10 protein-coding genes are annotated in these 11741 nt (G+C 69.2%); 4 read left to right on the plus strand and 6 right to left on the minus strand.

Annotated elements, in window-relative coordinates:
• The first annotated feature begins 253 nt into the window (after nt 1–253).
• Both ACAG20_RS07775 and ACAG20_RS07780 read left to right on the plus strand, forming a co-directional pair.
• A complete protein-coding gene (locus ACAG20_RS07775; protein ID WP_370492168.1) occupies nt 254–1639 on the plus strand; it encodes a PGRS repeat-containing protein in 1386 nt (461 codons plus the stop codon).
• A 97-nt stretch (nt 1640–1736) separates the two neighbouring features.
• Nucleotides 1737–2780 carry an FAD-dependent oxidoreductase gene (locus tag ACAG20_RS07780; protein WP_370492169.1) on the plus strand — a complete coding sequence of 348 codons (1044 nt, stop codon included), beginning with the start codon at nt 1737–1739 and terminating at the stop codon, nt 2778–2780.
• Nucleotides 2781–2794: 14 nt separating this feature from the next.
• On the opposite strand, the gene fadD4 is transcribed toward ACAG20_RS07780, so the two are convergent.
• The 6 genes from fadD4 to ACAG20_RS07810 form a co-directional block, all read right to left on the minus strand.
• Nucleotides 2795–4324 carry a fatty-acid--CoA ligase FadD4 gene (gene fadD4, locus ACAG20_RS07785; RefSeq protein WP_370492171.1) on the minus strand — a complete coding sequence of 510 codons (1530 nt, stop codon included), beginning with the start codon at nt 4322–4324 and terminating at the stop codon, nt 2795–2797.
• 466 nt (nt 4325–4790) lie between these two features.
• Entirely contained in the window at nt 4791–5174 is a 384-nt protein-coding gene (locus ACAG20_RS07790; protein WP_370492172.1) for a type II toxin-antitoxin system VapC family toxin, read from the minus strand.
• The gene (locus ACAG20_RS07795; protein WP_112688807.1) at nt 5171–5401 is read right to left on the minus strand and encodes a type II toxin-antitoxin system Phd/YefM family antitoxin; all 231 of its coding nucleotides are present in this window, start codon (nt 5399–5401) and stop codon (nt 5171–5173) included. The genes ACAG20_RS07790 and ACAG20_RS07795 overlap by 4 nt, the downstream gene beginning before the upstream one ends.
• 49 nt (nt 5402–5450) lie before the next feature.
• Entirely contained in the window at nt 5451–7271 is a 1821-nt protein-coding gene (locus ACAG20_RS07800) for a phosphoenolpyruvate carboxykinase (GTP) (RefSeq protein WP_370492173.1), read from the minus strand.
• Nucleotides 7272–7404: 133 nt separating this feature from the next.
• Entirely contained in the window at nt 7405–9063 is a 1659-nt protein-coding gene (locus tag ACAG20_RS07805) for a hypothetical protein (protein WP_370492174.1), read from the minus strand.
• The gene (locus ACAG20_RS07810; RefSeq protein WP_370492175.1) at nt 9060–10103 is read right to left on the minus strand and encodes a hypothetical protein; all 1044 of its coding nucleotides are present in this window, start codon (nt 10101–10103) and stop codon (nt 9060–9062) included. The genes ACAG20_RS07805 and ACAG20_RS07810 overlap by 4 nt, the downstream gene beginning before the upstream one ends.
• 142 nt (nt 10104–10245) lie before the next feature.
• Between ACAG20_RS07810 and trmB the strand changes: the two genes are divergently transcribed.
• Both trmB and ACAG20_RS07820 read left to right on the plus strand, forming a co-directional pair.
• A complete protein-coding gene (gene trmB, locus ACAG20_RS07815; protein ID WP_370492176.1) occupies nt 10246–11004 on the plus strand; it encodes a tRNA (guanosine(46)-N7)-methyltransferase TrmB in 759 nt (252 codons plus the stop codon).
• Nucleotides 11005–11012: 8 nt separating this feature from the next.
• Nucleotides 11013–11696: an NYN domain-containing protein gene (locus ACAG20_RS07820; protein WP_370492332.1), complete on the plus strand. Its 684-nt coding sequence runs from the start codon at nt 11013–11015 to the stop codon at nt 11694–11696.
• Nucleotides 11697–11741: the final 45 nt, after the last annotated feature.

Here is an 11741-nt window from a genome sequence, read left to right on the forward strand (position 1 = left end):
TAACTTGTCTGTAGCTGGTGGGTGCCTTAGTCAAACCTGTGGTTTTGCTGTAGGCGCCGCTACGGTAGCTTTTATGGAGTCGGTTGTCCACTTCATCGAACATCATCTGGTGCGCGAGGCGTTCATTTGGGCCGTGATACCTGGATTGGCTGGACAAACGGTTGGTTAGCGGATCATTGTCTCCTTCAGGAGACCGACCGGCTCAGTCGAACGCCGCGGGCTACCGTTGCCTCTATTCGAAAGGTAAATCGCCATGTCGTTTCACCTGAGCAACGCCGGGCGGCGTCGGGGTTCGTACCGTGTCGCACCAACCCAGCGGTTGCCGTGGGCCGCCCCGGCGGTGGCGGCCTTGATCGCGTTGGGCGCTGCGCCGGTGAGCGCCCCGCCTGCGCATGCCGACGGGTTCGACTGGGTGGTGGATGTGTTCAGTCCGCTGTTCGGACTGCCCGACGACGACGGCGGCGATGCGGCGTCAGGCCTCGATTGGTTCGATCCCGCCGGCTGGTCCCCCGTCGACGCGGACCTGGGCGGCTCGGATGCCCTGCCGCTCAGCGCGGAGGCGAACGGTATGGACCTCCTCTACGGCTGGCTGCACGACACCATGCAGGACTGGCTCAACAGCCCGTTCGGCCAGCAATTCAGCGATCTGGTCAATCCGCTGTTCGCGCCGCTGACCCAGGGTTTCTGCGGCGTGATCTGCAACGGTATCGACGGCACCGAGGCCAATCCTGACGGCGGCGCCGGCGGCTTGTGGTTCGGCGACGGCGGCGATGGCTGGTCGTCGAACCTCGACGGTGTCGCCGGTGGCAACGGCGGCAACGCCGGTGGCTTCGGCAACGGCGGCGACGGTGGGGCCGGCGGGCTCGGCGCCGACGGCGGCAACGGCGGGCACGGCGGCGATATCTGGGGCAACGGCGGCCACGGCGGTAACGGCGGCCACGGCACCGGCGACGGTGGGGCGGGCGGCAACGGCGGTAACGGCGGCGACGGCAGTTACCTCTACGGCACCGGCGGGGTCGGCGGTGCCGGCGGCGACGGCAGTGCCGCCGAAGGCAATAGCAGCACCGGCGGGGCGGGTGGCAGAGGCGGCAACGGCGGCGAAGCCGGTCAGCTTCGCGGGGGCGGCGGCGACGGCGGCAACGGCGGCAATGGCGGCGCGGCCAGTGGTACCGGCAGCACCGGTGGCGCCGGTGGACAAGGCGGTGCCGGCGGGAAGGTCGGCGGCAGCGGTGACACCGCCGGCGGCGGGCACGGCGGGCACGGCGGTGACGGCGGCGCCGCCACCGGCACGGCCAGCACCGGCGGGGCCGGCGGGGCCGGCGGCGCCGGCGGCGGCGGCACCCCGCTGATCGTCGGTATCAGTGGCAGCGACGCCGGCAACGGCGGCGACGGCGGCAATGGCGGCGACGCCAGCGGCGACGGCGGCCGTGGCGGTAACGGCGGTCATGGCGGCATCGGCGGAGGCGGGGCCGGTTTCGGCGGTGATGGCGGCGACGGCGGGGCAGGCGGCAACGGCGGCGACGGCAGCGACGGCGCCACCGGTGGCCTGGCCGGCCCCGGCGGCCGCGGCGGCCCCGGCACCGTCCATGGGGAATCCGGCAGTCAAGGGCGGCCGGGCACCCCCGGCAGCACCTCCTGACCATGAAGCCCTGACGCCGTAGGTGGCCGGCGGTAGCTGATCGGCGAGCGCGCCGGCCGACTATCCGGGCAGCCAATCCCCGGGGGACCATGGAGGAATGAACGCAACGGGGTACTCCTGGACCGTCATCGGAGCGGGTCCGGCCGGCATCGCCGCCGTCGGCCGACTACTTGATCACGGCATCGCGGAAGATGAGATCGCCTGGATAGACCCCCAATTCGGCGCTGGTGACCTGGGCGCCAAGTGGCGGGCCGTCTCGAGCAATACCCAGGCGGGGCTGTTTCTGGACTACTTAAACGCTTCGCCGTCGTTTCGGTTCGGCCAGGCGCCCCGGTTCGCGCTGAGCACCATCGATCCGGACCGGACATGCCCACTCGGCATGATCGCCGAGCCGTTGGTGTGGATCTCAGATCAGTTGGGCAGCCGGGTAAACCGCTTGCAGGCGATGGCGATGCAGCTGTGGCTCCAGCACCGCCGCTGGACGGTGCGCACCGACCGCGGGGAGATCAGTTCGACCAACGTGGTCCTTGCGGTCGGTTCGGCCCCCACGAAACTCGACTACCCCGGACTCGAGGTGATCGAGATCGAAACAGCCCTGGATCCGGGCCGCCTTGCGCAGCTTGCCCTCGACGGCGCTACCGTCGCGGTGTTCGGTTCGTCGCATTCATCGATGATCGCGTTGCCGAACCTGTTGGCGACCTCGGCGAGCAAGGTGATCAACTTCTACCGAAGCCCACTCAAATACGCGGTATACCTGGACGATTGGATCCTTTTCGATGACACCGGCCTCAAAGGCGAGGCCGCGCAATGGGCTCGCGAGAACATCGATGGGACACGTCCGGAACGTTTGGATCGGTGTTGGGTCGGCGATCCCCGGTTCGGCGACCGGCTGCAGGAATGCACCCACGTCGTCTACACGGTGGGATTCGAACCCCGACAACATCCGGTGACTCCGCAGTGGGGTCCGCTGAAATACGATGCCAGCAACGGCATTCTGGCGCCCGGACTCTTCGGGGTCGGCATCGCATTCCCCGAATACCGCCTCAACCCGTTGGGGTCGGGTGAGTACCGCGTCGGGTTGTTCAAGTTCATGCAGTTACTCGACGCGGCCCTGCCGCTGTGGCTGCGCTACAGCCCTTGATGCCTGGGCCGGGCTCACGCCGAGTATTTCGCCACCAACTCGTTCTTATAGAGCTTGCCGGTGTCGGTGCGCGGCAGCTGGGCCTCGAAGGAGATCGAGCGCGGACACTTGTAGTGCGCCAACCGTTCCCGCAACCACGCCAGCAACTCCTCAGCGAATGCGTCGGTGGCGTCTGCCGGGTCGACGGTCTGCACCGCCGCCTTGACGCGCTGTCCCATCTCGTCGTCGGGGATCCCGAATACCGCCGCATCCATCACCTTCGGGTGGGTGATCAGCAGGTTCTCGGCTTCCTGCGGGTAGATGTTCACCCCGCCCGAGATGATCATGTGGTGGCGACGGTCGGTGAGGTACAGGTACCCCTCCTCGTCGAGGTAGCCGACGTCGCCGACCGTCACCCAGCCGCGGGGGTGGCGTGACTTGGCGGTCTTGTCCGGGTCATTGAGGTACTCGAAAGCGTTGCCGCCCTCGAAGTAGATCTCGCCGGCCTCTCCCGCGGGCAGCTCGTTGCCGTCCTCGTCGAGGATGTGCACTGCACCCAGCATCGGCTTGCCGACCGAACCGGGGTGCAGCAACCAGTCTTCGGCGGTGATCAACGTCGAACCGTGCGCCTCGGACGAGGCGTAGTACTCGTCGACGATCGGCCCCCACCAGTCGATCATCTGCTTCTTGATCTCCACCGGACACGGCGCGGCAGCGTGCATCACCCGCTGCAGGCTGGAGACGTCGTACGAATTCCTGATCGCATCGGGCAGTTTCAGCAGCCGGGTGAAGTGGGCGGGCACGAACTGGGCGTGGGTGACCTGGTAGCGCTGGATGGCCTCCAGGCAGCCTTCCGGATCGAACTTCTCCAGCACCACCGTGGTGATACCGGCGGCCTGCGCGGTCATCGACCACACGGACGGGGCGGTGTGGTAGAGCGGCGCCGGGCTCAGGTAGACCGAGTCGGGGGACATCCAGACGGCCACCAGCATCGTCATCAGGCCGGGCGCCTCGGCCGGCGGCAGATGCGGCAGTGGGCGTTTGATCCCCTTGGGCCGCCCGGTGGTTCCGGAGGAATACTGCAGCAGATCGCCCTCGATCTCGTCGTCGATCGGGGTGTCGGGCTGGTCGGCAACGCATTCCGGGTAGCGCTGCCAGCCGTCCACGTCATCATCAGCGATCAACAGCAGGCCGGGGAGGCCGTTGGGAAGATGCGTGGCCAAGTTCTCGCAAGTGCTGCGCAGCGCAGCCGAGCCGATAACCGCTTTGGCGGAGCTGTTGTCGATGATGTAGGCGGCCTCGGGCGCGGTCAGATGGGTGTTGATCGGCACGTAGTACAGGCCGCTGCGCCGTGCTGCCCACATCACCGCATGGATGTGCTCGTTGTTCTCCATGAGGATCGCGACGGTGTCGCCCTCGGCCAGCCCGGCCCGGCGGAAGAAGTGCGCCAACCGGTTCGCTCGCGCCTCAAGATCGTCGAAGCTGATGACGGTGCCCGACGGGTGCAAGATGATGGCCGGCTTGTCGGCGCCTCCGTGACCTGAGGTGTGTTCGCGAATCTGCATGGGCAGACTGTACCGCCGCCAAACTTGACGGGTGTCAGCACGGACGCGGTCGGGAAGCTTCCCGGTCAAGAACAGCGTCGCGGCGCGGCCGAATATCTCGTGGCGCCTCCGGGCCGGCTGGCCGCCTGGGCTTACTTTGGTGCGGCCGACCCGGGAGGGACGGCTGCGCCTCACGCGAATGGGCGAGCACGCACGATATGGGCGTGCCCGGGGTGCCGACGCCGTTGGCCACCCGCATGCTGCGCGACATCGCTTCCAACCAATCGGCTGTCGCACAATTCCTCGGCGTGATGCACCACGATCTACATCCCGCACGGCTTCTCACCCCGGGCCGAATGGCCAAGGCTGCCATTCGTGCACTGCGCGATCGACCGGATCAGGCAGGCGCCACCCTGCGCGAGATCGCGTCGGCGGTCAAAGACCAGTCCCACCGGGTCCGGCGCCGCGACGCCGCGCGCCCGGGCGATCAGAGCCGCGCATCCACGAGATCGGGCAGCGCCTCGAGGAGCTTCGCATCCGCGGTCAGCAGCTCGAGGCGCTCGACCTCGGCCTGAGCCACCAGCATCGCGTCGAACGGATCGTTGTGCGGCAACGCAGCGATATTGCACACCATGGCATGGTGACCGGTGATCGGCAGATTGCGGAAGCCGGACTTCCCGACGGCGTCCTCAAAGTCCGCGGGCATCGCGAGCTTGCCGGTAGCCGCTTTGATGGAGATCTCCCAGATGCTGGCCGGTGAGACGAATACTGCCGGGGCAGAAACCATTCGGGCGCGCGCATGGTGACCTAAACGTGGACTGTCGTCCAGCGACCAGAGCAGTACGTGGGTATCGAGCAGGATGCCGGTCATTCAAGCCCGAACTGGGCGTTGAGGGCGTCGTCGACGTCGTCGAAATGTTCGTCGTCGTAGTGGAGCCGGCCGGATAGAACTCCGAAAGCGATGTCGATCCGCGAGTGCGGTGTCAGATCGGCAACCGGCCTGCCGGCGCGCGCGATCGTGATCGTCTCACCGTTTTCGACGCGGGCGAGGAGGCTGGACAGATGCGTCTTTGCCTCGTGAATGTTGACCGTCGCCATGCCCCGAGCCTACCGGACTTAGTCCAGTCGGACTAGCCCCCGAGCCGGGTTAGCCCAGGCGCTGCTTGAGGGCGTCGAACTCGTCGCGCAGGCCACTGGGCAGGTCGTCGCCGATGAACTCGAACCACTCCTCGATCAGCGGCAACTCGGCGCGCCACTCGGCGGCGTCGACAACAAGCGCCTGCTCCACATCAGCGGGGTCGACATCCAGGCCCGTGAGCTCCAGATCCGAAGCGTGCGGCACGGTACCGATCGGGGTGGACTCTCCGGAGCCCTTGCCCTCGACCCGGTCGATGATCCACTTGAGCACCCGGCTGTTCTCGCCGAAGCCCGGCCACAGGAAGCGTCCGTCCTCGCCGCGGCGGAACCAGTTGACGAAGAACACCTTCGGCAGCTTGGACTCATCGGAGTTCTTGCCGATGTCGATCCAGTGCTGCATGTACTCGCCGGCGTTGTAGCCGATGAACGGCAGCATCGCCATCGGGTCTCTGCGGACCTTGCCCACCGTGCCTTCAGCGGCGGCGGTCTGCTCGGAACCCATGGTGGCCCCGATGAACACGCCGTGCTGCCAGTCGCGGGCCTCGGTCACCAGCGGAACGGTGGTCTTGCGGCGGGCGCCGAACAGGATCGCCGAGATCGGCACGCCGGCCGGGTCATCCCACTCCGGGGCCAGGATCGGGCACTGCGACATCGGGGTGCAGTAGCGCGAGTTCGGGTGCGCGGCAGGGGTTCCCGACTCAGGCGTCCAGTCGTTGCCCTTCCAGTCGGTCAGGTGCTCCGGCGTGTCGCCGTCGATGCCCTCCCACCAGATGTCGTTGTCGTCGGTGCGCGCGACGTTGGTGTAGATGGTGTTGCCGGCCTCGATGGTCTTCATCGCGTTCGGGTTGGAGCTGTAGGAGGTGCCCGGCGCCACCCCGAAGAAGCCGGCCTCCGGGTTCACCGCGTAGAGCCGGCCGTCCTTGCCGAACCGCATCCAGGCGATGTCGTCACCGAGGGTCTCGGCCCGCCAGCCCGGGATCGTGGGCTGGATCATCGCCAGGTTGGTCTTGCCGCAGGCCGACGGGAAGGCGGCGGCGATGTAGTAAGCCTTGTTCTCCGGCGAGATCAGCTTGAGGATCAGCATGTGCTCGGCCAGCCAGCCCTCGTCGTGGGCCATCGCCGAGGCGATCCGCAGCGCGTAGCACTTCTTGCCCAGCAGCGCGTTGCCGCCGTAGCCGGAGCCGTAACTCCAGATCTCGCGGGTCTCGGGGAAGTGGGTGATGTACTTCTCGGAGTTGCACGGCCACGGCACGTCCTGCTGGCCCTCGGCCAGCGGCGCACCCACCGAGTGCAGGCCCTTGACGAAGGCGCCGTCGGTGCCGATCTTCTCCAGCGCCGCGGCGCCCATCCGGGTCATGATCTTCATCGACGTCACCACGTAGGGCGAGTCGGTCAGCTCGACGCCGAGCTTCGGGTCCTCAGCGCCCAGCGGGCCCATACAGAACGGCACCACATACATGGTGCGCCCGCGCATGCAGCCCCGATAGAGCTCGGTCATGGTGGCCCGCATCTCGTCGGGGTCCATCCAGTTATTGGTGGGGCCGGCACCCTCTTTGGTGCGGGTGCAGATGAAGGTCCGGGACTCGACCCGCGCCACGTCGGCGGGGTCGGATAGCGCCAGGTAGGAGTTGGGCTTCTTCTCGTCGTCGAGTTTGACCGCGGTTCCGGCCGCCACGAGGTCGCCCATCAGCCGGTCCCACTCGGCCTCCGAACCGTCCGACCACTCCACACGGTCGGGCTGGGTGAGCTCCGCGACCTCCTGAACCCAGGCCAGCAACCCGCGGTGTTTCGTCGGGGCGTTGTCCAGACCGGGGATGGTCGCTGAGGTCATTGAACTCTCCTGTTGTAACCCGTGTCGCGTCGTGGCATTGCCGCTGGTGTGCGCCGCAGTCCACCTCTTATACCTTCATTAGATAAGAGATTACCGTGCAGAACCGCGAGCGGCGAAGCGGGCATACACGCCGCTAATCGGCCGCTGTCCGGGCGGGGTTCGCGGGACCGGATTGGCCCAGTTCATCGGGCGGTCCCAGCTTCGCCTCTCCTGCGTCGAACCTCGCTGAACCGCCCTGTTCATCGGGCGGTCCCAGCTTCGCCTCTCCTGCGTCGAATCTCGCTGAACCGCCCAGTTCATCGGGCGGTCCCAGCTTCGCCTCTCCTGCGTCGAATCTCGCTAAACCGCCCAGCTCGGACCGCACCGCGGCCAGCGCCCGGTGCAGCGTCGGGAGCTGCCGATCCCGCACCGCGGCGGCCCGGGCGGTCGCGGCCGCGTGCTCACGCAGTTCCCGGTCCAGCCCGGCGATCCGGTCAGCGGCCCGCGCGGCCTCGGTTTCGTTGCGCTCGGCGAGCTCGGCGGTGAGTGCCGACTCGGCGGCCACCACCCGCAACGCCACCAGTTCCTGCAGGGCGGAGCGCAGCGCGGCAGTGGCCTCGCCCACCCAGCGATCAAGCACCGCCCGGTCCCGCAGCAGCCCACGGATGCGAACCACCCACACCGTGACCGCGACCCCGACCACAACGCACGCCACCGCGCCGGCCGCGGTCAATCCCGGGGCCAGGTTGGCGAACAACCGGCTCAGCGCCAACGCCACCCCCAGCCCGAAGCCGGCACCGAGCAGGGTCATCAGCTGGGTCTCCAACCGCCGCGACGACAACGCCGGCGCGCCGATCTCGAACTGCGGGGTCGAGGTCGTCGCCGCGGCGTCGCCGGACAGGCCCAGCTCCTGGGCCACGTCGGCCAGGTGCTCCGAGACGCCCTGGTCGACCTCGGCCACAACCTCCTCCAGCCGGCCGCGCACATCGGCCTCGAACTGCGGCAACCGGCGCCGCGTCATGCCCGCGGCATCCTCGGCGAGCTCGCCGCGCACCGAGGCGCAGCGCTTGCGGGCGAAGTAGGACAGCTGCACCCGGGCCTGGGCGATGCGGCTGCGCAATCCGATCACCCGCTCCGATTTCGACATCCGCCGCTGCCGCACCACCTCGTCGCGCTGCTCCTGCAGCAATGTCACCCGTGCCCGCCGCCCCTCCGCGCGGGCGTCGCGGTCGATCCGGTCTGCGTCGGTGCGCAACTGAAACTCCCAGGACCGCAACCGGTTCCGCCGCTGCACATCGCTGTCACCCAGTTGTTTGGCCAGTTCCGCGACCAGGTCGTCCACCCGGGGTTCGCCGCGCTCGGGCGCCGCGGCCGCCCCCACCCACGCCACGTCGCGGTAGCGCGGCGCGTAGTCGGCCAGCGTCTCGCGGGCGGTCTGCTGCATCTCCCGCCACTGCCGGTGCACGTCGATCTTGGACACCGCTCCGATCACCACATCAGTGTGGGCGGCCGCGGCGTCGAGCAGCGCGCAGTCGGACTCGGTCAGTGCCGCCGCGGCCGACACCACGAACACCACCGCCGTCGGCACCTCGCCCGGCGGCAGTTCGGCGGCTTCGACGACCGGCCACTGCGGCAGGCGCTCGGCCAGCACCGTTGCCACCGCGCTGACCCCGGCCAGCCAGGGGCCGGTGACCATCACCACGTCGCGGCGCCGCACCGCCGGCGGCCGTAGCCCGGGGGCGATCTCGGCCACCAGCGCGTCCACCGCCGCCACCGGGTCCTCGGCGGCCGGGTCCGGGTCGAGGGTGGTCATGGGAGGCCTCGCGTCCTGGCCCAGTCCCGCAGCGAACCCCTGGCGATGTCGGCGGCGCAAGCACGCTCGATGACACCCACCGGTGCGCTGCGGTGGCCCTGCCAGCGACGCGCCCGGCGCAGCACCGGTTCTCCCGCCGTGCCGGGCTCCTGGACCACCACGGCCGCCGCGGCCGTCCGGGCCGCCACCGTCGCGTCGGAGTTGAGGAAAGCATCGATGCGGGCCGCGAAGTCCTGGCCGACCGCCAGCGCCTCGAGCCGGACCACCGCCTCCGACGTCCGCCGGTGATGAACGCCGGCACCCAGCGCGGCCAGGCGTGCGACGACGCCGTCGATGCCGCTGAGCCGGCGCAGCAACGCCCTGCCCTGCGTCACCGTGTCGCCGCGCCGGGCCGGCCCGAGCAGCTGCCCGATTCCGGACAGGTCGAGGGCGGCGCAGAGCCGCTCGCGCAGCTGCCGCGGCACCGGGTGCGGACAACTGATGAAGTGGTCGGCCGAGCGGAGATCGGCGGGTGCGGCGGCGAGCATGCCCAGCGCCGTCCACAGCTCGCCGTCCAGGCGACCAGCCAGTGCGGCGAGCGCGAACAGCCCCGACAGCGGTGCCGCCGGCGCGCTGCTGGCCGTCGCGACGGCGTCGACGCCGGCTCGTCCGGGTAGGTCCGCCTTGTTGAGCACCACCAGCACCGGCCAGCGCCGCGCCGAGCGCACCGCCACGATCTCCGCCGAGTCCTCCGGTTTGACCGCTTCGGCCACGACGTACACCGCGGCGTCGGCGGTTGCGGCTTTTGGCCCGCCATCGGGCGCGCAGCTGACCTCCAGCCCGGCGGCGGCCAGCGCGGCGGCCACGGTGCCCCGACCCACCCCGCGCCGCCCGCACACCGCGACCCGCAACGGCGCGGTGACGTCCGCGGCGATCGACGACAGCCGTGGATCGGAGAGCTCGGCGGCCAGCCGGGTCAGCCCGTCGGCGAAAAGCTGGCGCCCCTGTGTCACGACCATGCCCTCCCGCATCGCCCAATCGGCCCACCACGTGCAGGCCATGGTGTCAGCTGTGCCGCCGGGATGCGAGTCACCGTGCCACGGTGTCCGCGCGCCGATCCCGGCGGCCTCGAAAAGCAACTGTTGGGTATCAATGTGGACCGCGCCGTGGGTACACCTGGGTACATGGGCCACCATGGACTGCATGCACGCGCAGCGCGACGTCGAATCGTCATCGGGCGTCCCTGGCATCGATGCACCGGTTCCGCGGCGTGGCCGAAATTTCAGCGTTCGCTACCGGCACTCCGCACTCTCCGTCGGCCAGCGCCAGACCTGGGAGCGACTCTGGCCCGAACTGGGCGCCGACGTGGCGCCGCCGGACGGCACCGACCGCCCCGGTCCGCTGGATCCGCAACGCTGGTTCGGCCGCGCGGCTCCGCTGGTGCTGGAGATCGGCTGCGGAGCCGGCACCTCGACGGTCGCGATGGCCCGGAGCGAGCCGCATTTGGACGTGATCGCCGTGGAGGTCTACGAGCGCGGGTTGGCACAGTTGCTGTGTGCCATCGAACGCGAACAGCTCACCAACGTCCGACTGCTGCGCGGCGACGGCCTCGACGTGCTGGAGCACCTGATCGCCCCAGAGTCACTGATCGGGGTGCGGGTGTTCTTTCCCGACCCGTGGCCCAAGGCGCGGCACCACAAGCGGCGGCTGCTGCAGCCGTCCACCATGGCCCTGATCGCTGATCGGCTGCAGCCCGGCGGGGTGCTGCACGCGGCGACCGACCATGCCGGTTACGCCGAACAGATCGCCGAGTCCGGCGACGGCGAGCCCGGCCTGCGCCGGGTGACGAATCCCGCTCCGACACTGCCGATCTCGATCGCCCGGCCCACCACCAAGTACGAAGCGAAGGGCCGCGACGCCGGCAGTGCCATCACCGAGTTGATCTGGGAGAAGCCGCGGTGAGCGACGCTGTGGCCGAGGCCCCCGCCCCGTCAGCGCAGATCCCGGAGGACCCGACCGCCGGCGGGCCACCGGCGCGTCGGGTGCTGCTGGTGTGGGACGCACCGAACCTGGACATGGGCTTGGGCGCGATCCTGGGCCGCCGCCCGACCGGGGCGGAACGACCCCGCTTCGACGCCTTGGGCCGCTGGCTGCTGAATCGCACCGCTGAGATCTCGGCACGTCACCCGCAGCAGCCGGTCGAGCCCGAGGCCACCGTCTTCACCAATATCGCACCGGGCAGCGCCGACGTCGTCCGGCCGTGGGTGGAGGCGCTGCGTAACGTGGGGTTCGCGGTCTTCGCCAAGCCGAAGATCGACGAGGACAGTGACGTCGATTCCGACATGCTCGAACACATCGCGCTGCGGCGGGACCAGGGGCTGGCGGCGGTGGCGGTGGCCTCGGCCGACGGTCAGGCGTTCCGGGAACCGCTGGAAGAACTCTGTGCACTCGGCATAACCGTTTCGGTGCTCGGATTTCGCGAACATGCCAGCTGGGCGCTAGCCTCGGATACCTTGGAGTTTGTCGACCTGGAGGACATTCCTGGTGTGTTCCGGGAGCGGCTGCCGCGGATCAGCCTGGATTCGCTGCCGGAGCAAGGGGCGTGGCTGCAGCCGTTCCGGCCGCTGAGCTCACTGCTGGCCTCGCGCGAGTAACAATTGGACAACCTGGCAAGGGACGCGCGGGCCCGAAAGATGTCT

The organism is Mycobacterium sp. pW045 (assembly GCF_041287085.1).
GTDB lineage: Bacteria > Actinomycetota > Actinomycetes > Mycobacteriales > Mycobacteriaceae > Mycobacterium > Mycobacterium algericum_A.